At 58.6% G+C, this 24,164-nt stretch carries 23 protein-coding genes; 8 read left to right on the top strand and 15 right to left on the bottom strand.

Annotated elements, in window-relative coordinates; all coding sequences use genetic code 11:
• The first annotated feature begins 15 nt into the window (after positions 1 to 15).
• Entirely contained in the window at positions 16 to 810 is a 795-nt protein-coding gene (locus GWQ29_RS15815; RefSeq protein WP_021139936.1) for a class D beta-lactamase OXA-956, read from the top strand.
• Positions 811 to 928: 118 nt separating this feature from the next.
• On the top strand, positions 929 to 2,278 hold the full coding sequence (creD, locus tag GWQ29_RS15810) for a cell envelope integrity protein CreD (protein ID WP_111588777.1): 1,350 nt from the start codon (positions 929 to 931) through the stop codon (positions 2,276 to 2,278).
• Positions 2,279 to 2,339: 61 nt separating this feature from the next.
• On the opposite strand, the gene glmU is transcribed toward creD, so the two are convergent.
• From glmU to mioC, 15 genes are all read right to left on the bottom strand, one after another.
• The gene (glmU, locus tag GWQ29_RS15805) at positions 2,340 to 3,701 is read right to left on the bottom strand and encodes a bifunctional UDP-N-acetylglucosamine diphosphorylase/glucosamine-1-phosphate N-acetyltransferase GlmU (RefSeq protein ID WP_275919806.1); all 1,362 of its coding nucleotides are present in this window, start codon (positions 3,699 to 3,701) and stop codon (positions 2,340 to 2,342) included.
• Positions 3,702 to 3,795: 94 nt separating this feature from the next.
• Positions 3,796 to 4,224, bottom strand: a complete 429-nt coding sequence (locus tag GWQ29_RS15800; RefSeq protein ID WP_005319630.1) for a F0F1 ATP synthase subunit epsilon — start codon at positions 4,222 to 4,224, stop codon at positions 3,796 to 3,798.
• A gap of 18 nt (positions 4,225 to 4,242) precedes the next feature.
• Complete coding sequence (gene atpD, locus GWQ29_RS15795; protein WP_005319628.1) at positions 4,243 to 5,631, bottom strand: F0F1 ATP synthase subunit beta; 1,389 nt, start codon at positions 5,629 to 5,631, stop codon at positions 4,243 to 4,245.
• A gap of 33 nt (positions 5,632 to 5,664) precedes the next feature.
• Positions 5,665 to 6,531, bottom strand: a complete 867-nt coding sequence (gene atpG / locus GWQ29_RS15790) for a F0F1 ATP synthase subunit gamma (protein ID WP_005319626.1) — start codon at positions 6,529 to 6,531, stop codon at positions 5,665 to 5,667.
• A 43-nt stretch (positions 6,532 to 6,574) separates the two neighbouring features.
• Positions 6,575 to 8,116: a F0F1 ATP synthase subunit alpha gene (gene atpA, locus GWQ29_RS15785; protein WP_005319624.1), complete on the bottom strand. Its 1,542-nt coding sequence runs from the start codon at positions 8,114 to 8,116 to the stop codon at positions 6,575 to 6,577.
• A 15-nt stretch (positions 8,117 to 8,131) separates the two neighbouring features.
• The gene (gene atpH, locus GWQ29_RS15780) at positions 8,132 to 8,665 is read right to left on the bottom strand and encodes a F0F1 ATP synthase subunit delta (RefSeq protein WP_005319621.1); all 534 of its coding nucleotides are present in this window, start codon (positions 8,663 to 8,665) and stop codon (positions 8,132 to 8,134) included.
• 13 nt (positions 8,666 to 8,678) lie between these two features.
• On the bottom strand, positions 8,679 to 9,149 hold the full coding sequence (gene atpF / locus GWQ29_RS15775) for a F0F1 ATP synthase subunit B (protein ID WP_005319619.1): 471 nt from the start codon (positions 9,147 to 9,149) through the stop codon (positions 8,679 to 8,681).
• A 56-nt stretch (positions 9,150 to 9,205) separates the two neighbouring features.
• Positions 9,206 to 9,448 (bottom strand): F0F1 ATP synthase subunit C, encoded by a 243-nt coding sequence (gene atpE, locus GWQ29_RS15770; RefSeq protein WP_005319616.1) that lies wholly within the window; start codon positions 9,446 to 9,448, stop codon positions 9,206 to 9,208.
• Positions 9,449 to 9,472: 24 nt separating this feature from the next.
• Entirely contained in the window at positions 9,473 to 10,252 is a 780-nt protein-coding gene (gene atpB / locus GWQ29_RS15765) for a F0F1 ATP synthase subunit A (RefSeq protein WP_005319615.1), read from the bottom strand.
• A gap of 8 nt (positions 10,253 to 10,260) precedes the next feature.
• Complete coding sequence (locus GWQ29_RS15760) at positions 10,261 to 10,668, bottom strand: ATP synthase subunit I (protein WP_059112320.1); 408 nt, start codon at positions 10,666 to 10,668, stop codon at positions 10,261 to 10,263.
• Between the two features lie 190 nt (positions 10,669 to 10,858).
• A complete protein-coding gene (locus GWQ29_RS15755) occupies positions 10,859 to 11,767 on the bottom strand; it encodes a ParB/RepB/Spo0J family partition protein (RefSeq protein ID WP_021139940.1) in 909 nt (302 codons plus the stop codon).
• The gene (locus GWQ29_RS15750) at positions 11,764 to 12,567 is read right to left on the bottom strand and encodes a ParA family protein (protein ID WP_005319608.1); all 804 of its coding nucleotides are present in this window, start codon (positions 12,565 to 12,567) and stop codon (positions 11,764 to 11,766) included. Before GWQ29_RS15750 ends, GWQ29_RS15755 begins: the two co-directional genes overlap by 4 nt.
• Before the next feature lie 26 nt (positions 12,568 to 12,593).
• A complete protein-coding gene (gene rsmG / locus GWQ29_RS15745) occupies positions 12,594 to 13,220 on the bottom strand; it encodes a 16S rRNA (guanine(527)-N(7))-methyltransferase RsmG (RefSeq protein ID WP_021139942.1) in 627 nt (208 codons plus the stop codon).
• 8 nt (positions 13,221 to 13,228) lie between these two features.
• Positions 13,229 to 15,118 (bottom strand): tRNA uridine-5-carboxymethylaminomethyl(34) synthesis enzyme MnmG, encoded by a 1,890-nt coding sequence (gene mnmG, locus GWQ29_RS15740; protein ID WP_275919805.1) that lies wholly within the window; start codon positions 15,116 to 15,118, stop codon positions 13,229 to 13,231.
• A gap of 509 nt (positions 15,119 to 15,627) precedes the next feature.
• Complete coding sequence (gene mioC, locus GWQ29_RS15735) at positions 15,628 to 16,077, bottom strand: FMN-binding protein MioC (protein WP_265458040.1); 450 nt, start codon at positions 16,075 to 16,077, stop codon at positions 15,628 to 15,630.
• 384 nt (positions 16,078 to 16,461) lie between these two features.
• On the opposite strand from mioC, the gene GWQ29_RS15730 reads away from it, so the two are divergent.
• The 6 genes from GWQ29_RS15730 to fhuB are packed head-to-tail and all read left to right on the top strand — an operon-like array spanning position 16,462 to position 24,146.
• Positions 16,462 to 18,567 (top strand): TonB-dependent siderophore receptor, encoded by a 2,106-nt coding sequence (locus GWQ29_RS15730; RefSeq protein ID WP_275919804.1) that lies wholly within the window; start codon positions 16,462 to 16,464, stop codon positions 18,565 to 18,567.
• Positions 18,568 to 18,624: 57 nt separating this feature from the next.
• Positions 18,625 to 20,271, top strand: a complete 1,647-nt coding sequence (locus tag GWQ29_RS15725) for a multidrug ABC transporter permease/ATP-binding protein (protein ID WP_275919803.1) — start codon at positions 18,625 to 18,627, stop codon at positions 20,269 to 20,271.
• Between the two features lie 46 nt (positions 20,272 to 20,317).
• Positions 20,318 to 21,082: an ATP-binding cassette domain-containing protein gene (locus tag GWQ29_RS15720; RefSeq protein WP_275919802.1), complete on the top strand. Its 765-nt coding sequence runs from the start codon at positions 20,318 to 20,320 to the stop codon at positions 21,080 to 21,082.
• An 18-nt stretch (positions 21,083 to 21,100) separates the two neighbouring features.
• Entirely contained in the window at positions 21,101 to 21,226 is a 126-nt protein-coding gene (locus tag GWQ29_RS15715; RefSeq protein ID WP_275919826.1) for a hypothetical protein, read from the top strand.
• A gap of 17 nt (positions 21,227 to 21,243) precedes the next feature.
• On the top strand, positions 21,244 to 22,167 hold the full coding sequence (locus tag GWQ29_RS15710) for an ABC transporter substrate-binding protein (protein WP_275919825.1): 924 nt from the start codon (positions 21,244 to 21,246) through the stop codon (positions 22,165 to 22,167).
• The gene (gene fhuB / locus GWQ29_RS15705; RefSeq protein WP_275919801.1) at positions 22,164 to 24,146 is read left to right on the top strand and encodes a Fe(3+)-hydroxamate ABC transporter permease FhuB; all 1,983 of its coding nucleotides are present in this window, start codon (positions 22,164 to 22,166) and stop codon (positions 24,144 to 24,146) included. The genes GWQ29_RS15710 and fhuB overlap by 4 nt, the downstream gene beginning before the upstream one ends.
• The last annotated feature ends 18 nt before the right edge of the window (positions 24,147 to 24,164 follow it).

Genomic DNA, 24,164 nt, shown 5'->3' with positions numbered 1-24,164 from the left:
CTCCAAGGAGACCCCATGTCCCGGATCCTGTTACCCGGCCTGCTCGCAGCAGGCCTGATATTCTCACTGCCAGCCAGCGCGGCCTCCGGCTGCATGCTGTTTGCCGATGGCACAGGCAAGCCCATCAGCAGCCAGGGGGATTGCTCCAGCCAGTTGCCACCCGCCTCCACCTTCAAGATACCGCTGGCGCTGATGGGTTATGACAGCGGCTTCCTGGTGGATGAAAATCTGCCCGCTCTGCCATTCAAACCCGGCGACGATGACTGGTTGCCCGCCTGGCGCGAGACCACTACCCCGAGCCGCTGGCTCACCTACTCTGTGGTCTGGTACTCCCAGCGCCTCACCGAGTGGCTGGGGATGGAGCGCTTCCAGCAGTATGTCGACCGCTTCGACTACGGCAACCGTGATCTTGCGGGCAATCCCGGCAAGCACGATGGTCTGACCCAGGCCTGGCTCAGTTCAAGCCTCGCCATCAGCCCTCAGGAGCAGGCCCGCTTCCTCGGCAAGATGGTGAGCGGCAAGCTGCCGGTCTCCGCACAGACACTGCAGCACACGGCCAATATCCTGCGCCAGCCCGACATCGATGGCTGGCAGATCCATGGCAAGACCGGCATGGGCTACCCCAAGCTGCTGGATGGCACCCTCAATCGGGATCAGCAGATCGGCTGGTTTGTCGGCTGGGCCAGCAAACCGGGCAAGCAGCTCATCTTTGTCCACACTGTCGTGCAAAAGCCCGGCAAGCAATTCGCCTCGCTCAAGGCGAAGGAAGAGGTGTTTGCCGCCCTGCCTGACCAGCTGAAGAAGCTGTGATCCCAGAACCGGCGCAAGGCGCCGGTTTTTTTATCACCCTTCACTCCCGCTTCACACGGCCCCATCTCCTCTTCACCCAAGCCCGGCACACTTGTTCCCGTCAACAAGGAGACGTGTCATGGTCAAACAGATATTCACCCACAAGATCTTTCTGCTGCTGTTGCTCAGCCTGCTGCTGATGGTCCCGGTACAATCCATCATGGAGCTGAACCGGGAGCGTCAGGCCTATCGCAGTCAGGCCATCCACAGCATCATGGCCAGCAGCAGCGGACCGCAGCGGCTGCTCGGGCCGGTCGTGGTGCAGCCTTACACCCGCACCGTCATCATGGAGCAGGATGGCAAGCGCTTCGAACGCAAGCTGCAGCTCTACCGCTACCTGTTGCCGGAACAGCTGGATGTGCGGGCCAGCATGGAAGTGACCCCCCGCAAGCTCGGCATCTATCAGGCCCAGGTCTACCAGACCCGGATCTCCCTCTCCGGGCATCTGCCAACCCGGCTGGAAGGCAAGACGCTGGTATCCGGTGATCCCGATCTGAGCGTCGATGGCGCCGATCCGGCATTGGTGGCGGGCAAACCCTATCTGAGCATGGTGCTGTCCGATGCCCGCGGTATCAACAGCGTCCCCGAACTGCAATTGGGGGAAGCGCGCATTCCGTTTGCCCCTGGTGCCCGGCTGGGTGACGGTCTGGCCGGTATCCATGCCCCCCTCGATACCTTGCCGGACGACAATGGCGTCTTCCATATCGAACTGAATCTGCAGGGCATGAACACCCTCGAAGTCGTGCCGCTCGGCCAGGACAGCAAGCTTCACCTCAGTAGCAACTGGCCTCACCCCAACTTCATCGGCGACTTTCTCCCCGGCAACCGGACCTTGGATCAGCAAGGCTTCGAGGCCAGCTGGCAGACCAGCTGGTTTGCCACCGACATGGAGACCCGCTTCAACCGCATGATGAAGGGAGTCAGCGGCGATCTGCCCGCCTTCAGCGTCAGCCTGGTGCAGACGGTGGATCACTATCAGCTGAACGAGCGGGCGGCCAAATATGCACTGCTGTTTATCGGCCTCACCTTCATCAGTTTCTTCATGTTCGAACTGCTCAAGGGGTTGCGGGTACACCCGATCCAGTACGCTCTGGTGGGCATGGGGCTGGCAATATTCTATCTGGTGCTGCTGGCACTGACCGAGCACCTGGGCTTTGGCTGGGCGTATCTCATCGCCAGTCTCGCCAGCGTGCTGCTCAACGGTTTTTACCTTAGCCATGTGCTGGGCGGGCCTAAACAGGGGCTCGGCTTCGCGGCCTTGCTGGGGCTGGTTTACGCCATACTGTTCGGCCTGTTGCAGGCAGAAGAGATAGCCCTGCTGCTCGGCGCCCTGCTGCTGTTCGCCATACTGGCGCTGGTCATGATGCTGACCCGCAAGCTGGACTGGTATCGCGTGATGGGCAACAACTCACCCACCCGCGAACCATAAGGGATCTGCCAGAAACAAAACCGGCGCCATCAGGCGCCGGTTGCATTTTATTGATCGGGTATCACTTCTTCTTGACCGGACGGGCCCAATTCTTGATGTGGCGCTGGGGCACACGGGTGATGACCAGCTCATTCTCGGCCACATCCTTGGTGATGGTTGAACCGGCCCCCAGGGTAGCGCCCTTGCCGATGCGCACCGGCGCTACCAGCTGGGTATCGGAGCCGACAAACACATCGTCCTCTATGATGGTCTGGAACTTGTTCACACCGTCGTAGTTGCAGGTGATGGTGCCGGCACCGATATTCACCTTGGCACCCACCTCGGCATCCCCCAGATAAGTGAGGTGACCACACTTGGAACCGACCCCGAGACGGGATTTCTTCATCTCGACGAAGTTGCCGACGTGGGCATCCTGCTCCAGCACAGCGCCAGGACGCAGACGGGCAAACGGGCCGACGGAACACAGATCCGCCACCTGAGCCCCTTCGATGATGGAGTAAGGTTTCACCTCGGTATGATCGCCGATGACGCAATCCTTCAGCACGCTGCCGGCCCCGATGCGCACCTGGTTGCCGAGCGTCACCTTGCCTTCGATGATGACGTTCACATCGATCACCACCTCTTCACCGATCTCCAGCGTTCCACGCAGATCGAAACGAGCGGGGTCGAGCAGGGTCGCACCTGCGATCATCAGCTTCTCGGCCTGCATCTTCTGGTAGCTGCGCTCGAGCGCTGCCAGCTGAACCCGGTTGTTGGCGCCTTCCACTTCCATGGCGCTGTCAGGATGGACGGCGGCGATGGGGCAACCATCGGCATGGGCCATCGCGATCACGTCGGTCAGGTAGAGTTCGCCCTGAGCATTATTGTTGTCCAGGCGCGACAACCAGCCACGCAAGTCGGCGCCGTTGGCCACCAGTACACCCGTATTCACTTCACGGATGGTCAGCTGCTCGGCATTGGCATCCTTCTGCTCGACGATACCGACCACCTGGCCGTTTTCCCGCACGATACGGCCGTAGCCGGTGGGGTTGTCCAGTACCACTGTCAGCAGCGCCATGCCGTTGTCGGCCTTGGCGGCCAGCAGCCGTTGCAGTGTCTCGGGCTGGATCAGCGGGGTATCGCCGTACAGCACCAGTACGTCATCTTCATCTTTCCAGAACGGGATCGCCTGGGCGACGGCATGGCCGGTACCCAGTTGCTGCGCCTGCAGCACCCAGTTCAGGTCGGGCGCCAGGATCCGCTCCTTCAACAGCTCGGCACCGTGGCCATACACCAGATGCAACTGCTCGGCACCGACCTGGCGGGCGGTGTCGATCACATGGGAAACCATGGGTTTATTGGCTACCGGATGCAGCACTTTGGGCAGGACAGAGCGCATGCGAGTACCTTTACCCGCAGCCAGGATCACGACGTTGAGGGACATAATTCGACCTTTGGAACATGAAAAAATACTCGGCGGAGTCTATCCAACGAGCAAAAAAAAAGCGACCAGAAGGTCGCTTTTTACATCACCGCAATTAACGGTAATTCTTTTTGACGATATCGATAACCCGCAGTTGGGCCATCGCCTTGGCCAGCTCGGTGGCGGCCTGGGCGTAGTCGATATCACCATGGGAGCTGTGGATCCGCGCTTCGGCCGCACGTTTGGCTTCCAGGGCTTTCGCCTCATCCAAATCCTTGGCACGAATCGCAGTGTCCGCCAGTACGGTCACAGATTCGGGTTGTACTTCCAGCATACCGCCGGAGATGTACAGCACCTCTTCCGCTCCATTCTGCTTCACCAGACGGACCAGGCCCGGCTTGATGGCAGTCAACAACGGAGCATGACCGTGACGGAGACCCAGCTCACCCTCGAGGCCTGATACCTGAGCAGATTGCACGCGACCGGAAAACAGTTTCCCTTCGGCGCTCACCACATCCAGGTGAAAGGAGATCATCTCAGCCATGGGCCCTCCTATCGAGGCTTACAGTTTCTTGGATTTCTCGACGACTTCGTCGATGCTGCCAACCATGTAAAACGCCTGCTCAGGCAGATCGTCATACTCGCCTTTCAGGATGCCCTGGAAACCACGGATGGTCTCTTTCAGCGGCACGTATTTGCCCGGAGAACCGGTAAACACTTCTGCCACGAAGAACGGCTGGGACAAGAAACGCTCTATCTTACGGGCACGGGCTACGGTCAGTTTGTCTTCTTCTGACAGTTCATCCATACCCAGGATGGCGATGATGTCCTTCAGCTCTTTGTAACGCTGCAGTACTGTCTGAACGCCACGAGCAGTCTCGTAGTGCTCTTTGCCAACGACCAGCGGATCCAGCTGACGGGAGGTGGAGTCCAACGGGTCAACGGCCGGGTAGATACCCAGTGCCGCGATCTGACGGGACAGAACGACAGTGGCGTCCAGGTGGGCGAAGGTGGTCGCCGGAGACGGGTCGGTCAAGTCATCCGCAGGCACGTAAACGGCCTGGACTGACGTGATGGAACCGGTCCGGGTGGAGGTGATGCGCTCTTGCAGAACACCCATCTCCTCGGCCAGGGTCGGCTGGTAACCTACTGCAGACGGCATACGGCCCAGCAGTGCGGATACCTCGGTGCCCGCGAGCGTGTAACGGTAGATGTTGTCCACGAAGAACAGCACGTCACGACCCTCGTCACGGAACTTCTCGGCCATGGTCAGGCCGGTCAGCGCTACGCGCAGACGGTTTCCGGGCGGCTCGTTCATCTGACCGTAAACCAGAGATACTTTGTCCAGTACGTTGGACTCCATCATCTCGTGGTAGAAGTCGTTACCCTCACGGGTACGCTCACCCACACCGGCGAACACGGAATAACCGCTGTGCTCGATGGCGATGTTACGGATCAGCTCCATCATGTTGACGGTTTTGCCGACACCGGCACCACCGAACAGACCGACTTTACCACCCTTGGCAAACGGACATACCAGGTCGATAACCTTGATGCCTGTCTCCAGCAGGTCGTTGCTGTTGGACTGATCTTCGTAGCTGGGGGCCGCGCGGTGGATGGACCAACGCTCTTCCTCACCGATCGGACCTTTTTCGTCGATCGGCTCACCCAGTACGTTCATGATCCGACCCAGAGTCGATACACCGACCGGCACCTGGATGGATTTACCGCTATTCATTACTTCCAACCCACGACGCAGACCGTCGGAGGAGCCCATGGTGATGCAACGAACGACGCCGCCACCGATCTGTTGCTGAACTTCCAGCACCAGACCCTGACCTTGACCTTCGCTGACGACCTTGACTGCGTCGTACACCTGGGGCACGGCATCCTGCGGGAACTCGATGTCCACTACAGCGCCGATGATTTGGACGATGAAACCGTTACTCATGTCAAATCCTCTAAACCTTTGATAACCCTTGCCTTACACCGCAGCAGCACCGGATACGATCTCTGTCAGTTCCTGGGTAATACTGGCCTGACGGGCCTTGTTGTACACCAGTTGCAGGTCGTTAATCAGGTTGCCGGCGTTGTCAGTCGCGGCTTGCATGGCAACCATTCGGGCTGCCTGTTCACTTGCCAAGTTTTCTACCACCCCCTGGTATACCTGGGATTCGACATAGCGAATCAGCAGGGTGTCCAGCAGTTGCTTGGGATCCGGCTCATAGATGTAATCCCAGTGGTGTTTCTTGGCGAGCTTGCTGTCTTCAGTTACGGGCAAAGGCAGCAGTTGATCGACCCGTGGTTGCTGCACCATGGTGTTCACGAACTTGTTGTACACCAGATACAGCCTGTCAATCTCACCGTTGTCGTAAGCCTTCAGCATGACCTTGACTGAACCAATCAGGTCATTGACGCTCGGGTTGTCACCCAGTCCTGCGACATGAGCTTGCACCTTGGCGCCGTGCCGTTCAAAGAAGCTGGAGGCCTTGTTGCCGATCAGAGCCAGGTCAACCTTGGCACCTTTCGCGCTCCATTGCTTCATATCATTGAGGGCAGCCTTGAACAGGTTGATGTTCAAACCGCCACACAGGCCACGGTCGGTGGAGACGACTATGTAACCCACTCGCTTGACCTCACGTTCCATGAGGTAGGGGTGCTTGTATTCCAAGTTCCCCTGGGCGATATGGCCGATCACCTTGCGCATGGTTTCAGCGTACGGACGGCTGGCAGACATGCGTTCCTGCGCACGGCGCATTTTGCTTGCTGCCACCATTTCCATAGCGCCGGTGATCTTCTGAGTGTTTTTCACACTCCCGATCTTGTTACGTATCTCTTTTGCGCCGGCCATCTCTTACTCTCCATCAGGTGGCAGCTCGCGCTGCCACACACGCTTACCAGGTCTGGGTTGCCTTGAAGTCATCCAGCAACGCAGTCAGCTTGCCAACGATCGCGTCGTTGTAATCTGCTTTGGCATTGATTTCAGCCATCAGCTCAGCATGCTGGGTATTGGCGTAAGAGAGCAGAGCGGCTTCGAAGTCGACAATCTTGTTCAGTTCGACATCGGAGAGATAGCCTTTCTCGGCGGCGAACAGCACCAGCGACTGCTGGGCAACGCTCATCGGAGAGTATTGCTTCTGCTTCATCAGCTCGGTCACTTTCACACCGTGATCCAGCTGCTTGCGAGTTGCCTCGTCCAGATCAGAAGAGAACTGGGCGAATGCCGCCAGCTCGCGATACTGGGCCAGTGCGGTACGGATACCACCGGACAGCTTCTTGACGATCTTGGTCTGAGCAGCACCGCCCACACGGGATACGGAGATACCCGGGTCAACCGCCGGACGAATACCGGAGTTGAACAGCTGTGAAGTCAGGAAGATCTGACCATCGGTGATGGAAATCACGTTGGTCGGTACGAATGCAGACACGTCACCGGCCTGGGTTTCGATGATCGGCAGCGCGGTCAGAGAACCGGTCTGGCCTTTCACGGCACCATTGGTGAACTTCTCTACGTACTCGGCGTTGACGCGAGCAGCACGCTCCAGCAGACGGGAGTGCAGATAGAAAACGTCACCCGGGTAGGCTTCACGTCCTGGCGGACGGCGCAGCAGCAGGGAGATCTGGCGATAAGCTACGGCCTGCTTGGACAGGTCATCATAGATGATCAGCGCGTCTTCACCGCGGTCACGGAAGTACTCACCCATGGAGCAACCGGCATACGGAGCCAGGTATTGCAGGGCGGCAGCTTCGGACGCAGAGGCAACCACCACTATGGTGTTGGCCAGGGCGCCGTGCTCTTCCAGCTTGCGTACCACGTTGGCGATGGTGGAGGCCTTCTGGCCAATCGCAACGTAGACACACTTAATGCCGGAGTCTTTCTGGTTGATGATGGTATCGATCGCGATGGCGGTCTTGCCAACCTGGCGGTCACCGATGATCAGCTCACGCTGGCCACGACCGATAGGGATCATGGCATCGATGGCTTTCAGGCCGGTCTGAACCGGCTGGTCAACGGACTTGCGCTCGATAACGCCCGGGGCGATCACTTCGATCGGCGAGAAGCCGTCGTTTTCGACCGGACCTTTACCGTCGATCGGCTGACCCAGGGTGTTCAGCACCCGGCCCAACAGACCACGACCTACCGGCACTTCCAGAATACGGCCAGTGCCTTTTACTTTCATTCCTTCTGACAGACCGTCATAGGAACCCATGATCACAGCACCAACGGAGTCACGCTCCAGGTTCAATGCCAGAGCAAAGCGGTTGCCCGGCAGCTCGATCATCTCACCTTGCATGGCATCGGCCAGGCCGTGAATACGAATGATACCGTCGCTCACAGAGACGATGGTACCTTCGTTACGCGCTTCACTTTTGACATCAAACTGCGCGATGCGCTGCTTGATAAGCTCGGCGATTTCAGTGGAATTCAGTTGCATGCTCTAATACCCCAATCAAGATTGCAGCGCGTCGGCCATGCGATCCAGCTTACCGCGGACAGAGCCGTCGATAACCAGATCACCGGCCTTGATGAGCACCCCGGCCATCAAGGACGCATCCATGCTGCAATTCAGCTTCACTTTGCGCGCGAGACGTTTTTCCAGAGAAGCCTGAATATTGGCTTTCTGCTGGTCGGTCAGTTCGATCGCCGAAATCACGTCAGCCTGAACTTCTTTATCCAGTTCAGCCTTGAACGCGACAAATTCAGCAAGGACCGCCGGCAGCACACCCAAGCGACCATTCTCAGCCATTACCCGGATCAGGTTCTGGCCATGCTCGTCGAGTTGCTCACCGCAGACGCCCACAAACAGGTTTGCGAGCTCTTCGGCAGCCACAGAGCCGTGTACCAGGTTGTGAATGGTCTCGTTCTCCGCTACTTGTGCAGCGAAGCCGAGCATCCCCAGCCACTGGTCAACCGCCTTGTGCTCAACGGCAAACTCGAAAGCAGCCTTGGCGTAGGGGCGAGCGATTGTAGTCAGTTCAGACATAGCCCCGTTCCCGTTACAGTTCTGCTACCAGTTTGTCGACGATGTCGCTGTTGGCAGCCTGGTCGATGTGGCGCGCCAGGATCTTCTCTGCGCCCGCAATGGCAAGAGCAGCAACCTGCTTGCGCAGTTCTTCTTTGGCGCGATGACGTTCAGCGTCGATCTCGGCACGGCCCTGAGCCAGGATTTTTTCCCGCTCAGTGTGTGCTCCAACAGCCGCCTCATCAATGATCTGGGCTTTACGTTTGTTAGCCTGTTCAATGATTTGTGCGGCCTGGAGCTTGGCTTCTTTCAGCTGATCGGTGGCGTTGGCCTTGGCCAAATCCAGATCTTTCTTGGCGCGTTCTGCGGAAGAGAGACCATCAGCGATAGCTTTCTGACGAGCCTCGATGGCTGCCATCAGGGGCGGCCATACAAACTTCATGCAGCACCAGACAAAAATGATGAAAGCAAGTGTCTGACCGAGGAGGGTGGCATTGATACTCACAACCAAGACCTCTCTATATGAAATTTAAAAAGAAAGTGATAACACAGCATCACTTATCAGGCTGCAACCCCGAAAATCAGGTACAGAGCCATACCGACCACGATCATCGGGATTGCGTCGACCAAACCCATTACGATGAAGAAGTTGGTACGCAGGATAGGCATCAGGTCAGGCTGACGAGCAGCACCTTCCAGGAACTTGCCACCCAGCAGAGAGATACCGATAGCGGCACCGACAGCGGCCATACCCAGCATGATTGCAGCGGCGAAGTAAATCATTTCCATCTTTATATTCTCCAAACAGAGCTAGTAAACGTAACAGGATTAATGGTCTTCACTGGCCATCGACAAATAGACAATGGTCAACACCATGAAGATAAAAGCTTGCAGAGTAATTACCAGAATGTGGAACAGCGCCCAAGGCACGCTAAGCAGCCATTGGGACCACCACGGTAGCAGACCGGCGATCAGGATAAATACCAGTTCACCGGCATACATGTTACCGAACAGACGCAGACCCAGAGAGATGGGTTTGGACAGCAGGGTAACCAACTCCAACGCGAGGTTAACAGGGATCAATGCCCAGTGATTGAAAGGGTTGAGGGTCAACTCTTTCACAAAGCCCGAGACACCTTTCATCTTGATACTGTAAATGATGATTAAGGCGAAGACTCCCAGAGCCATGGACATGGTGATGTTAACATCGGCGGAAGGAACTACTCGCAAGTAGGGGATGCCCAGCACTTGTGCCGTGTAGGGCAGGTAGTCAACCGGGATGAGGTCCATCAGGTTCATCAGGAAAACCCAGATGAACACGGTCAGCGCCAGCGGAGCGATCAGCTTGCTCTTACCGTGGAAGATACCCTTGACGGTGTCATCCACAAACTCGACAACCATTTCTACAAAACACTGAAGCTTGCCCGGAACACCGCTGGTCGCAGTCGCGGCCACCTTGCGGAATATCCAGATAAACAGAGCGCCGAGGATAACGGAAAATATCATGGAGTCGATATTTACCGTCCAGAACCCCGAACCCACTTGCAGATGGTGCAGGTGGTGGGAGATGTATCCCTGAGTAGTCAGGGCTTCTCCGGTTGCAGCCATGAGTTTTCCTAGTAGCGGTTATTGAGAACGATCGTGATGACCCATTGGAAAAACAGGGAGAGCGCATAAGTGACATAAAGGGGGAGATGTTCCACCTCGACGTACAGGAGCACTGTCACGAAGAGTGCGACAGTACTTACCAGCTTGATCCCTGCTCCAACACAAAAATCCCACAACACCCAGCCCGCACTCCCGGGGCCAAGCTTCCGGCTCAACGTAAACAGACTGAACAGGAGTTGTGGAATCAGATATACGCCTCCCCCATAGAGGGACGCGTATCCGGCCGGAATACCTCTTAGATGAGCCCAAGCGGCACTCACAGCCAGGATCAGGGTAAGTTGGCAAGCAAGTATAGCCAAGGCCAGTGTCAAACCTTTCCAGGCTAATTTCTGCTCCACCAAATGCCCCCTGAACATTACAGAACTGTAAAAATCGACATGTTGGCACGCACGAATTTACAGCCCCAAAAGCCGGTCAAATTATACCCTTGAAGGCGGTGATTGCAATATGACAAAAACCCTTAATTTTTGCGGCTTTCCGCACAGAATTAAGGTTATGTTCATATCAAAAGGAATGGATGTTTTATTACTACAAAAAGCGTAAAAATCACGATTCCGACAGGCCAAAATAGCCCAAAATACGGTCCAAGTCGGTTAAATCCCCGTAACTTATTACTAACTTTCCGCTATCTTGCTTGCCAACCTGTAACTGAACCTGGTTGCCAATTTTTTCCGACAGCTGGCGCTCGAGATAACCAAACTGTGGATCGCGCACGGGTTCAACCTTGGCTTTTGCCGGTTCCAGCGCTTTTTGCACCAGTTTCTCGGTATCTCGCACTGTCAGTCCCTTCTGCGCGACCAGCTTGGCCAGTTCGGACTGGGCCTGACCACTCAAGGCCAGCAGGGCACGAGCGTGGCCCATGTCGAGATCGCCGTGCTCGACAAAACGCTTCACGTCATCGTTGAGCTGGTTGAGGCGCAACAGGTTGGTGACAGTGGTTCGGGACTTGCCCACCGCCTCGGCCACCTGCTGGTGGGTCAGTTCGAACTCGGTCAGCAGCCGCTGCAGGGCAACCGCCTCCTCGATGGCATTGAGATCTTCGCGCTGGATATTCTCGATCAGGGCGATGGCGACGGCGGCCTCGTCAGGCACATCCTTGACGATGCAGGGCACAACGTCGAGGCGGGCCAGTTGGGAAGCTCGCCAGCGCCGCTCACCGGCGATGATTTCGAAGGATTGCTCGCCGAGGGGGCGCACCACGATCGGCTGGATCACGCCCTGGGCGCGAATGGAATTGGCCAGATCTTCCAGCGCATCCTGCGACATATCCTTGCGCGGCTGGTACTTGCCGGACTGCAGCCACTCCACCGGCAGCCTGCGCAGTTCCCCCTGATTGGTGGGGGCCATGGCCTCTTCGGTACGCTGGTCGCTCATCACCTGTTTCTGGCGCGCGGCCGTGCTGGTGCTGAGCAGGGCGTCCAGCCCCTTGCCCAGCCCACGTTTTTTCGGCGTCATATGCTCTCTCGGTCTGCGATGGTCACCGGACGTTCCTGCTCCTGGCGGCGCAGCATTTCGCCCGCCAGCGCCAGATAGGCCTTGGCGCCCACCGATGATTTGTCATAGTGCATGGCCGGGGCTCCGAAACTCGGGGCCTCCGCCAGTCTTACGTTGCGGGGGATGATGGTGCGATAGACCTTGTCCCCGAAATGCTGTTTCAGCTGATCGGACACATCATTGGCCAGCCGGTTGCGGTGATCGAACATGGTGCGCAGCACCCCTTCGATCTTCAGCTCCGGATTGACCACGGCTGCCAGCTTGCTGATGGTGTCCACCAGAGCGGTGAGCCCTTCCAGTGCATAGTATTCGCACTGCATGGGCACCAGCACGGAATCGGCGGCGGCCATGGCGTTCACGGTCAGCATGTTGAGAGAAGGCGGGCAGTCGATGAAGATGTAGTCGTATTTGTCCCGTACCGAGGCAATGGCGTTGCGCAGTCTGATCTCGCGGGCGAAGAATTCCATCAGACGGATTTCGGCCGCAGTCACGTCGGCATTGGCGGCGATCAGGTGATAGCCCCCCGAGGTTTCGGGGATGATCACTTCAGCGATGGGGGCATCTTCGATCAGCAGCTCGTAGGCGGTGCGCTCGACTTCGTATTTGTCGACGCCGCTGCCCATGGTGGCATTGCCCTGGGGATCCAGATCGATCACCAGCACCTTGCGCCGGGTAGCGGCCAGGGAGGCGGCCAGATTCACACAGGTGGTGGTTTTACCCACTCCACCCTTCTGGTTGGCTATGGCGATGACTTTTCCCACACTATCCCCTAAATGAAACTGCGACCCTATTCGGGCTGGATATGTTTGAATTCCAGCAGATGACGTTCGCCTTCCAATTCCGGTACCCGTAATTCATGACAGGCTACCAGACGGATATTGGCAGGCAACTGGGCCAGCTCCTGCTCGGGATATTGCCCCTTGAGCGCCAGGAAGCTGCCCTGTTCGGACGGCAGATGGTGACACCAGCTCAGCATGTCCTCCAGCGAGGCAAAGGCACGACTGAGCACACAATCAAACCCCACGTCAGGCTGATACTCTTCCACCCGGGATTTGACTGGCGTCACATTGGTCAGGCCCAGCTCCTGGATCACCTGGCGGATAAAGTTGATCCGCTTGCCCAGACTGTCGAGCAGCACAAACTGCTTGTCAGGATTGATGATGGCCAGTGGCAAGCCAGGCAGCCCAGGACCTGTCCCCACATCGATGAAGCGCTCACCGTGCAGGTGAGGGCTCACCACCAGGCTGTCGAGGATATGCTTGACCAGCATGGCGTCGGGATCACGCACCGAGGTGAGATTGTAAGCCTTGTTCCACTTGTGCAGCAACTCGACAAGCTGAACCAACTGGGTCTTTTGGGTATCGGTGATAACAATACCGGCCTGCATGAGCAGGCCGTTCAATCTTTGCAGCATGGAGATCCTCAGGCGGTTTTACGCAGCAGGCCGTGTTTTTTCAGGTGAACCAGCAGGATGGAGATGGCCGCCGGTGTGATACCGGAGATGCGGGAAGCCTGACCAATGGTCTCGGGCTTGGCATCGTTGAGCTTGGCGATCACCTCGTTGGAGAGACCGTTGACGTCGCGGTAGTTCATGTCCAGCGGCAAGAGCGTGTTCTCGTTGCGCAACTGCTTCTCCACCTCGTCGTACTGACGCTCGATATAACCGGCGTACTTGATCTGGATCTCCACCTGATCGGCGGCGGCGTGATCGCTCAGCGCCGGGCCAACCCCTTCGATGGCCATCAGCGCATCGTAGGTCACTTCGGGGCGACGCAGCAGCTCTTCCAGGTTCTGCTCACGGGTCAGCGGCGTGTTGACCAGGGCATTAACCGCTTCCAGTGACGGATGTTGCGGGTGGATCCAGGTCGAACGCATGCGCTGACGCTCCAGCTCCACCTGTTCCATCTTGATATTGAACTTGCCCCAGCGCTCGTCATCCACCAGACCCAGCTCGCGGCCAATGGCGGTCAGGCGCAGGTCGGCGTTGTCTTCCCGCAGCAACAGGCGATATTCGGCGCGGCTGGTGAACATGCGGTAAGGCTCGCGGGTCCCCAGAGTGGAGAGATCGTCCATCATCACGCCCATGTAGGCCTGATCCCGGCGGGGATGCCAGGGATCCTTGCCCTGGGCACGCAGACCGGCATTTAAACCGGCCATCAGGCCCTGGGCCGCGGCTTCTTCGTAGCCAGTGGTGCCGTTGATCTGGCCGGCGAAGAACAGGTTGCCGATGCACTTGCTCTCCATGTTGGCCTTGAGATCCCGGGGATCGAAGAAGTCATATTCGATGGCATAGCCGGGGCGGGTGATGTGGGCATTTTCGAAACCACGAATGGAACGCACTATCTGCACCTGCACATCGAATGGCAGGCTGGTGGAGATCCCGTTCGGATAGAGTTCGTGGGTCGTCAGGCCTTCCGGCTCGACAAAAATCTGGTGGGCCGTCTTGTCCGCGAAGCGAGTGATCTTGTCCTCGATCGACGGGCAGTAACGGGGGCCAATTCCTTCGATCACCCCGGCGTACATGGGGCTGCGATCCAGGTTGTTGCGGATCACATCGTGGGTGCGCTCGTTGGTATGGGTGACGTAGCAGGGCACCTGGCGTGGGTGCTGGCTGGCATCGCCGATAAACGAGAAGACAGGGCGCGGATCATCGCCGTACTGCGCCTGCATCACGGAGAGATCGACGCTGCGGGCGTCGAGCCGTGGCGGCGTCCCGGTTTTGAGACGATCGATGCGCAGCGGCATCTCGCGCAGCCGCTGAGCCAGGGCGATCGAGGGAGGATCCCCGGCGCGGCCACCCTTGTAGTTTTCCATCCCGATATGGATCAAGCCGTTCAGGAAGGTCCCGACCGTCAGCACGACTGTCTTGCCACTGATGCGGATCCCGCTCTGGGTGACGACACCGGCAACACGATCCCCGTCCATGATCAGATCATCACAGGCCTGCTGGAAGATCTTCAGGTTGGGATAGTTCTCCAGCATCTGGCGAACAACGGCTTTGTAGAGCAGTCGATCCGCCTGAGCACGGGTGGCTCGTACCGCTGGCCCCTTGGAGGAGTTGAGGGTACGGAACTGGATCCCGGCAAGATCTGTGGCTCGCGCCATGATCCCGCCAAGGGCGTCAACTTCCTTGACCAGGTGTCCCTTGCCGATCCCGCCGATCGCCGGATTACAGGACATGTGTCCCAGCGTATCGATGTTGTGGGTCAGTAACAGGGTATTCAGGCCCATACGGGCTGCCGCTGTTGCTGCTTCGGTTCCTGCATGACCGCCACCAACGACGATCACATCAAATTGTTCATGGTATTGCATTGGGGATCACCTTGATCTGCACGTCTGAAGATCGTTGATTGCCTAGGCTGAGGGGCTGAACATTCTATCTGTTTCGCGCCCTGAGGGGAACGTCTACTTAACGTTCAGAATGAAGGGAGGATCTACTTAATAGATCTTAAGGATCTTTAGATCGATCTTTTATTGGATCTTTTATTAGGATCCACCTTTTCTGTTGATAAGCACTTTTTGATCATAAAGATCATCGTGTTAAAGACGATCCTAGCTTGTGGAAAAGCTTGGATCCTAGGGCAGTGAACCAGGGTATAACCAGTGCTTTTATACACAGGCGGCTAGCGGGTTGGATCTAATACATGGATAACTATAGGTTTTGCAGAGGTTTACACGGTAGTTATGCACATTACCCCTGGGCGTTGTGGGTAACCGTGTAGAACAAGTCGTCAGGATCAATCTGTTAATAACTTGGTGGATAGCGATCTGGGGATAAACGGGGAGATCAAGGCTTTTTTACCGGATCTCCCACCCCCTGATCAGGCGATCATCTGCATCCAGCCCTGGATCCAGGCCTCAGCGGCATCTTCAGGGATCTCATGCTGGGTCACATCTATGTCGAGACGATCCCCGATCCGGCTGGCGCCACATTCGCTCAGCAGCAGATCCAGCGTCTTGCCGCCCTGGCAGAAGGTGTCATAACTGCTGTCGCCGAGGGCGATCACGCCATATTTCAAGGCATTAAGATCCGGATGTTGCTCGGCAAGATCCTTGGCGAAGGGTTGCAGATTGTCGGGCACATCACCGGCACCGTGGGTGGAGGTGACCACCAGCAGTATGGCGTCCGGCTCGGCCAGCACTTCGGTCAGGCTGGCTGGATTGTGGATCTCGGCCTGATGGCCCGCCTGTTCCAGCAGGTTGGCGACGTGGTCTGCGACATATTCGGCGGCGCCCAGCATGGAGCCGACGACGAGATTGAGTTTGGCCATGGAATGGATCCTGAGTTCAGACAAAGAAACGGAAAGCCGAATTCTACCGCCAAAGGGTGTGGATAAATATGGATAAAGCTTGGGGATAATGGATCCTCTTTTCTTTTCCTATATAAGGCAGGATCCCCCGTTTTTCGTCTGCCCCGGATCTTTTTCCCAGAAATGCGCCTGTCTGATCCCTCCTTTTTCTGCCCGACAGCTGCTGCTTTGATACGTCAGGTAACAATGCAGATGCAAATGATTAGCAATTATTGAATCGATTCGATCATGGCTCCTGTAGTAGCATTGCGCTGCTTTATTCGCCTGAGGAACCGGGCAGACCAGCTTGATCGGTCACCAATAATAAGAAACCAGAAACAACTCATTGATATTTGAGACACTTATATGATTGCGCAAAAAAACACCCTGACCGCAGCGATGCGAAAGAGAGGGGCACAGCAACTGCTGCCGCTCTCCTGCCTGCTTGCAAGCCTGCCAGTACTGGCCGAACAACCGAAAGAATTGCCCAAAGCCAGTGAAACCATGGTGGTGACAGGTACCGCCATGAAGGTGGAAGTGCCGATGGCCGAGACACCAAGGGCCGTCTCAGTGGTCAATCGTGAGGAACTGGATCAGCACGCCGTGCTGAAACTGGACGAAGCGCTGCGCTACCGCTCCGGTGTGCTCTCCCAATCCTATGGATCCGACAACGATGCCGACTGGTTCAAGGTGCGTGGCTTCGATGCCGCCTCCTATCTGGATGGCAATCGCCTGTTCAGCACCGGCTACTATGTGTGGACGCCAGAGCCGTTCGGTCTGGAAAGCGTGGAAGTGCTGAAAGGGCCCGCCTCGATCCTCTACGGCGAGGCGCCTCCCGGCGGCGTGATCAATGCCATCAGCAAGCGGCCGACCGCCACCCCGCAGGGGCAGCTGGATCTGCAGATGGGCAGCCGGGATCTTCGCCAGATCGGGGTGGATGTCTCGGATGCATTGACCGACAACAGTCGCTACCGTCTGGTCGCCCTCTACAGCGAGCGTGACGGCGTGCTGAACGATACCTATAACGATAGGGTTTATCTGGCGCCAAGCGTCACCCTGGATATCTCGGATCGTACCAGCCTGACCCTGCTGGCCAGTTTCAAGCATGACGAAGGTGTGCCGACCAACGGCTTCTTCCCTGTCTATGGCACTCTCAATACCAGCGGTGGCCAGATAGATCCCTCCACCAACCTGAGCCAGCCGGATTACGATCGCAACCGCAACACCCAGATCTCCGCCGGTTACGAGCTGGCCCACCAGCTCAACCAGACCTGGGAGTTCAAGCAGAACGTCCGCTTCAACTACAACGATCTGCTGCTGCGCCAGACCTATATTTTCCCGACCTATGAAGGCACAACCGCCTACCGTGGGCTTGTCTACCGGGATGGTGACACCAAGAGTGCCACCATGGATAACCAGATGGTGGGTTACTGGAACACGGACAGCACGGAGCAGACCTTGCTGCTGGGGCTGGATCTGCAGCGTCACGTCAACGAAGGTCAGGAAGCCGACAACTTCGGCATGGGTTCCATCAATACCATGAACCCGGATTACAGCGGCTTCCCCGGTTTTGACGAATCCACCACCACCCACCAGAAGAGCACCAAGGGCCAGAGCGGCCTCTATGCCCAGCACCAGATCCGCTGGGACGATCGCTGGTTGCTGACCGGTGGTGGCCGTTTCGACTATGTGGAGACCCACAACATCAGCGAAGCCAAGAGCAAGGAGGAGAAGCAGTACGATCACGAGCTCTCCCTCTCCGGCAGCCTGATGTATCTGGCCGACAACGGTCTCTCTCCTTATATTGCCTACGCCGAGTCGTTCGAGGTATTGCCCGGGATAGATCCCAATACCCAGAACTCCTACAAGCCGCTCAAGGGCACCCTGTATGAGACTGGCGTCAAGTACGCCCCCAGCTTCCTAGACGGTTACATCAATCTGGCCCTGTTCGATCTGGAGCAGACCAACTCGCTCGTCTCTACAGGATCCGGTCAGCAGACCCAGGCCGGCGAAGTGACCTCCCAGGGTGTCGAGCTGGAAGGCAGCGTGCAGGCCACAGAGGCGCTGCGTCTCACCGCTGCTTATACCTACACGGATGCCAAGACCAACGACACCGGCAAGGGTGATCGCCGTGCCAGCCTGATCCCGCGCCATATCGCCTCCTTCTGGGGCAACTACAAGGTGCAGCAGGGAGTTGCTTCCGGTCTGGAACTGGGAACCGGCGTACGTTATGTCGGCTCCAGTGTCGGCATAGGCGCCGTGGATGCCAGCTACAACCCCATCTATGGTTCGGCCCAGGTACCGGCCCATACCGTATGGGATGCGATGATCGGGTATGACTTTGCCAAGAACTGGCGAGCCCAGCTCAACGTCAACAACCTGCTGGGTGATACCTATGTGGCGAGCTGTGACTACTACTGCTACTACGGTGAGCCGCGCAGTGTAGTGGGCAGCATCAACTACCGCTGGTAACAGAGGTCGGGCGGGAGTTGTGACTCCCGCCCTTTTTCCCCCGCATACAGGCCCGTCATGGAACTCTTGTCTCTGGTTTACCGCCAATATCGTTGGCCCTTCATCGCCATTACTCTGCTCAGCCTGCTTAGCGCAGTGAGCGGGATCGGCGTCATTGCCTTTATCAATCAATCTCTTGTCGAGTCCGTCGGCGATCCGCTGCCGGTACTTGGCCAACTGCTTGGCCTGATCCTGTTGCTGCTGGTGATCACACTCGGATCTCAATTGGCCCTGACCACACTCGGTCATCATTTCGTCTACCGATTGCGGGGCCGTCTGCTCAAGCAACTGCTGGATACCGATGTCGCCCGCATTCGCCAGCTTGGCCAGGGGCCGCTGCTGGCATCCCTCTCCAGCGACATAGGCCAGATCACCATCGCCTTCGTGCGCCTGCCCGAGCTGGTGCAGGGGCTGGTGCTCACTGTTGGTTCGGCCCTCTATCTCGGCTGGCTGTCACCGGCCCTGCTCGGCGTCACAGCACTCTGGGTCACTGTGACCATGGTGGTGGGCTGGCTGCTGGTGAACCGTGTTTATCGTCATCTCTCCCACATGCGTCAGGCGGAGGATCGCCTTTACCAGAACTATCAGGCCATCATAGCCGGCAGCAAGGAGCTGGCGCTCAATCGCGAGCGGGCCCATTTCGTCTACCACCAGCTCTATGAGCAGAACGCCCGTGACTATCGCCAGCAGATCATTCGCGCCGACACCTATCACCTGAGCGCGGTGAACTGGTCGAATATCATGATGCTGGGAGCCATTGGCCTGGTCTTCTTCCTGGCCAATGGCCTCGGCTGGGCCAACACCAATGTGGCCGCCACCTTTGCCCTGACCCTGCTGTTCCTGCGCACTCCGCTGTTGCAGGGGATAGGCGCCTTGCCGACCCTGCTTTCCGCCCAGGTAGCATTCGACAAGATAGCCGCCCTGGCGCTGGCCGAGCCGGATCCAGACTTCCCGCTGCCACCGGCACCCCGTGCCTGGCAACGCATCCAGCTGGAGCAGGTGAGCTTTCACTATCAGGGGGAGGGTGGCTTCGCGGTGGGCCCCATTAATCTCACCATTGAGAAGGGGGAGCAGGTCTTCATCATAGGTGGCAACGGCTCCGGCAAATCGACCCTGGCCATGCTGCTGACCGGTCTCTATCAGCCGGTGTCGGGCCGGATCCTGCTGGATGGTGAACCCATAACGGATCTCAACGCCTATCTGGCGCTCTTCTCCGCCATCTTCACCGATTACCACCTGTTCCAGCATCTGCTGGGGCCTGAGCCCAAGGCCGAGCTGGTGGCCGAGTGGCTGGATCGGTTGCAGATGGGCAGCAAGCTCGCCATCGAGGACAACTTTATCGCCGATATCGATCTCTCCCAGGGGCAGCGCAAGCGAGTCGCTCTGCTGCTGGCACTGGCTGAGCAGCGCGAGGTGATGCTGTTTGATGAATGGGCCGCGGATCAGGATCCCCAGTTCCGCCGCATCTTCTATCAGCTGCTGCTGCCGCGCCTCAAGGCGATGGGCAAGACGGTGATCGCCATCAGCCACGACGATCACTACTTCCCGCTGGCCGACCGCTTGCTGGAGATGCGTCAGGGCCAGCTCACCGAACTGACCGGCGAGCGGCGCGAGCAGGTCAGCCGGGATGCCGTCGCCCATCTGGATTGCGAGGTGCCGGCTTGATACCGGCGCCGATGAGACTGGCATCAGGCCAGCACAGGAACAGCTTATGTTTGAGATGAAAGCCGCCAGCTTCGCGGTAAACGGCCGCAAGCTGCTGCACCCCACTGACCTGCGTTTCGAGCAGGGACAGGTCTATGGCCTCATCGGCCACAACGGCTCGGGCAAATCCACCCTGCTCAAGCTGCTGGCGCGCCAGCAGCCCCTGAGTGAGGGTGAGATCCTGTTCGATGACAAGCCGCTGACCGATTGGGGCAACCGGGAGTTCGCCCGTCAGGTGGCCTATCTGCCCCAGCATCTGCCGAGCGCCGAGAACCTGCTCGGCCGGGAGCTGGTGGAGATGGGGCGCTATCCCTGGCGCGGTCTGCTTGGCCGGATGGGAGCAGAGGATCAGCGTCAGGTCGACAGGGCCATTGCTCTGACCCATACCGAAGGTTTTGCCGATCGGCTGGTGGATACCCTTTCCGGCGGCGAACGTGGCAGGGTCTGGCTGGCCATGCTGCTGGCCCAGGAGAGCCGCTTCATCCTGCTCGACGAGCCGCTGGCCGCGCTGGACGTGGCTCATCAGGTAGAGGTGCTGACTTTGGTCAGGCAGCTCAGCCGTCAGCTCAACCTCGGCGTCATCATAGTCATCCACGACATCAACATGGCCTCCCGGTTCTGCGATCGGCTGGTGGCGCTGCACTCGGGTCGTCTGCTTACCCATGGCGAGCCTGAGCGGATCATGACCAGCGAGACCCTGCACGCCATCTATGGCATCCCGATGGAGGTCATTCGTCACCCGGCCCATGACCACGCCATCGCCATCGTTTAGATAAGGCTTGTTATCCTGATGAGTTTATTTGTACCCATATCACTGCAGACTGGCGAGACCCTGCACTCCATGTATCATGGCATCCCGATGGAGGTCATGCGCCACCCGGCCCATGCCCATGCCCATGCCATCGCCATCATCTAGCCAGGACAGCTATCTTGATCTCTTCATTGAAAAGGGCCGGCTGGCTGCTCTGCCTGCTGGCTCCATTGGGATTGCAGGCCAGTCCGGCGAGCCAGAGTACCACCACCGATACTGCTCGGCCGAGTGAGCACACACAGGTACCACGGATTGCCACCGTCGACTGGACCATAGCTGAAACCCTGCTGGCGCTGGGGGTGACGCCACTGGCGGTGGGGGATGTCAGCGCCTACCGCGCCTGGGTTGGCGAGCCGTTGCTGCCGGCCGATGTGGTGGATATAGGCCTGCGGGCTCAACCCAATCGCGAGCTGCTGGCCGAGTTAAAACCCGATCGCATTCTCATCTCCCCGCTCGCGGCGCCGCTGGCACCGACCCTGTCCCGCATCGCCCCCGTGCAATCTATCGCTCTCTATGATCCACAAACTGATCTGTGGCAGCGGCTCCATGAGGCGACCCTGACCATAGCGGCGCTGGTGCACAAAACGGCCGAGGCGAACGTGCTGCTGACCGATTTGAATCGGGATCTGGAGCAGATGAAACAGACCCTGCCGGCGGAGCTGCCGCCCCTGCTGGTGGTGCAGTTCATCGATGAGCGCCATGTGCGGGTATTCGGCCGCCACAGCCTGTTCGAGGCCGTGATGCAGCGACTCGGCCTGCGCAATGCCTGGCAGGGGGAGACAAATGCCTGGGGTTTCTCGGTGGCCAGTCTCGAGCAGTTTTTATCCATACCGGAGGCCAGGTTGGTGGTAGTGGATCCCATTCCGGTCGGGGTGAGCGAACGGCTGCAGGAGCCCGGTCTGTGGCAGCATTTGCCGCTGGTGCAACAGGCTCCGGTATTGCATCTGCCCGCAGTCTGGAGCTTCGGTGGCGTGCTCGCCGCCCGTCGCTTCGCCACCTTGCTCAGCGAGGCATTGCAGAAGGATGCCAGGGGAGATCGCCAATGAAACATATATTTCCATCCCCGTTGCAGCGACCGACCTTGATCCTGCTGGGGTTGACCCTTGTTCTGGCCTGTTGGGAGCTGGCCCGCCAGTTGCCAGGCGCGCTCTGGTGGCAGACCCTCTTTTCGCCCAATCTGGATGATGCCCGTCAAGCCGTGGTCCATTTCAGCTGGTTACCCCGCTTGACGGTGACCCTGCTGGCCGGTTGTGCCCTTGGTCTGGCCGGTACCCTGATGCAGCAGGTGCTGCGCAATCCCCTTGCTTCACCGACCACACTGGGGGTGGCTTCCGGCGCCCAGCTGGCATTGATGATGGTGACCCTGTTTGCTCCTTCCTGGTTGCTGCTGGGGCGGGAGTGGATCGCCATGGCCGGTGGCAGCCTCGCCATGGCGCTGGTGTTTGCCCTGGCCTGGCGCCGTCAGCTCAATCCCGTCGTCATCGTCTTCGCGGGGCTGGTGATCAACCTCTACCTGGCAGCCATCAGCATGGGGTTGCTGCTGTTCTTTCAGGAGGAGTTGAAAGGCTTGCTGGTGTGGGGCAGTGGTTCTCTGGCCCAGAACAGCTGGAGTGGGGTGCACTATCTGCTGCCTCGACTGCTGGTTGTTGCATTGGTGGCTGGGGTGTTGGTGCGCCCCCTCAGAGTACTGGAACTGGATGATGCCAGCGCCCGCAGCCTGGGGGTCTCCCTCCAGCACTTGCGACTGGCGGGGCTTGGCTTGGCGGTATTTGTCACCGCCTGCGTGGTGAGCGTGGTGGGGCTGATCGGTTTTATCGGGTTGGCCGCACCGGCCATGGTGCGGCTGCTGGGGATCCGCCAGCTCGGTCAGCGGCTGCTGTGGGCGCCTGTTCTGGGGGCTCTGCTGTTGGCGGCCACCGATCTGTTGCTGCAATCCGTCAGTCGATTCTGGCCCATGCTGATCCCGACCGGTGCCATGACGGCTCTGTTGGGGGCGCCGCTCTTGCTCTGGTTGATCCCGCGACTTTCCTTGAAGTCGGGCACACCCAAAGCGAGCACCGGTTTGCTGGTAGCACGACATCCGGCCCCGACTCGCCTGATCACCTTGCTGCTGCTCGGCTTGGGGCTCGCCATCATAGGCTCTCTGCTGTTCGGTCAGGGAATGCACGGCTGGAGCTGGCCGAGCTGGCTCAGGTGGCAGGCCCAGCTGGAGTGGCGGCTGCCGCGTACTCTGGCGGCAGGGGCTGCCGGGGTTTTGCTGGCGCTGGCGGGCACCCTGCTGCAGCGGGTCAGCAACAACCCCATGGCGAGTCCGGAACTGCTGGGGGTGAGTGGCGGCACCTTCATGGGCGTGATAGCGACGGCGCTGCTGCTGCCTGCCTTGCCATTGCCCATGATGCTGCTTGGGGGCTTGATCGGGGCCTTCGGTTGCCTCTTGCTGCTGGTGCTGGTCAACCGCAAGCATGGCTTCCAGCCGGAGCGGATCCTGCTGTCCGGTATCGCCATCACGGCGCTGTTCGAACCATTGCAGGCCATAGCGCTGGCCAACGGCGACATGCGGGTGCAGCAACTGCTCTCCTGGATGTCCGGCTCCACCTATTACGTCACCCTGCCGGTGGCTTATGGACTGGTGGCACTAGCGGTATTGATGCTGGCAGTCTGCCTGCTCATCAGCCGCTGGCTCGATCTGTTGCCCATGGGACCGGCACTGGCGACCGCATTGGGTATTCGCCTCAACCGTGCCCAGCTCGCCATACTGCTGCTGGTGGCCGTGCTCACCGCCAGCGCCACCCTGGTGGTGGGGCCGCTCTCCTTCGTTGGTCTGCTGGCCCCGCACATGGCCAAGCTGATGGGACTGGTACGGGCGCGCTGGCACCTGCTCGGTGCCGCCGCTTCCGGCGCCCTGCTGATGGTGTCGGCGGACTGGATCGGCCAGCAGATCCTGTTCCCGCAGGACGTGCCGGTCGGGCTGGTCTCCACTCTGTTAGGGGGCGCTTACTTCATGTGGTGCCTGCGCCGCCTCTAGGTGTGTGGATGACAAATG

The sequence above is a fragment of the Aeromonas sp. 2HA2 genome, from assembly GCF_029237345.1.
GTDB classification, from domain to species: Bacteria; Pseudomonadota; Gammaproteobacteria; order Enterobacterales; family Aeromonadaceae; genus Aeromonas; species Aeromonas salmonicida.
The sequence above is the reverse complement of the archived record's forward strand: the minus strand, read 5'-3'. Positions and strand labels throughout refer to the sequence as shown.

Coding starts and splice junctions, on each gene's coding strand:
- atpG (WP_005319626.1), bottom strand. CDS start 6,531: ATGGCCGGCGCAAAAGAGATACGTAACAAGATCGGGAGTGTGAAAAAC.
- GWQ29_RS15730 (WP_275919804.1), top strand. CDS start 16,462: ATGATTGCGCAAAAAAACACCCTGACCGCAGCGATGCGAAAGAGAGGG.
- GWQ29_RS15800 (WP_005319630.1), bottom strand. CDS start 4,224: ATGGCTGAGATGATCTCCTTTCACCTGGATGTGGTGAGCGCCGAAGGG.
- GWQ29_RS15760 (WP_059112320.1), bottom strand. CDS start 10,668: ATGTTCAGGGGGCATTTGGTGGAGCAGAAATTAGCCTGGAAAGGTTTG.
- atpB (WP_005319615.1), bottom strand. CDS start 10,252: ATGGCTGCAACCGGAGAAGCCCTGACTACTCAGGGATACATCTCCCAC.
- glmU (WP_275919806.1), bottom strand. CDS start 3,701: ATGTCCCTCAACGTCGTGATCCTGGCTGCGGGTAAAGGTACTCGCATG.
- atpH (WP_005319621.1), bottom strand. CDS start 8,665: ATGTCTGAACTGACTACAATCGCTCGCCCCTACGCCAAGGCTGCTTTC.
- GWQ29_RS15725 (WP_275919803.1), top strand. CDS start 18,625: ATGGAACTCTTGTCTCTGGTTTACCGCCAATATCGTTGGCCCTTCATC.
- fhuB (WP_275919801.1), top strand. CDS start 22,164: ATGAAACATATATTTCCATCCCCGTTGCAGCGACCGACCTTGATCCTG.
- atpD (WP_005319628.1), bottom strand. CDS start 5,631: ATGAGTAACGGTTTCATCGTCCAAATCATCGGCGCTGTAGTGGACATC.
- GWQ29_RS15755 (WP_021139940.1), bottom strand. CDS start 11,767: ATGACGCCGAAAAAACGTGGGCTGGGCAAGGGGCTGGACGCCCTGCTC.
- GWQ29_RS15715 (WP_275919826.1), top strand. CDS start 21,101: ATGAGTTTATTTGTACCCATATCACTGCAGACTGGCGAGACCCTGCAC.
- mioC (WP_265458040.1), bottom strand. CDS start 16,077: ATGGCCAAACTCAATCTCGTCGTCGGCTCCATGCTGGGCGCCGCCGAA.
- GWQ29_RS15815 (WP_021139936.1), top strand. CDS start 16: ATGTCCCGGATCCTGTTACCCGGCCTGCTCGCAGCAGGCCTGATATTC.
- atpA (WP_005319624.1), bottom strand. CDS start 8,116: ATGCAACTGAATTCCACTGAAATCGCCGAGCTTATCAAGCAGCGCATC.
- rsmG (WP_021139942.1), bottom strand. CDS start 13,220: ATGCTGCAAAGATTGAACGGCCTGCTCATGCAGGCCGGTATTGTTATC.
- creD (WP_111588777.1), top strand. CDS start 929: ATGGTCAAACAGATATTCACCCACAAGATCTTTCTGCTGCTGTTGCTC.
- GWQ29_RS15720 (WP_275919802.1), top strand. CDS start 20,318: ATGTTTGAGATGAAAGCCGCCAGCTTCGCGGTAAACGGCCGCAAGCTG.
- mnmG (WP_275919805.1), bottom strand. CDS start 15,118: ATGCAATACCATGAACAATTTGATGTGATCGTCGTTGGTGGCGGTCAT.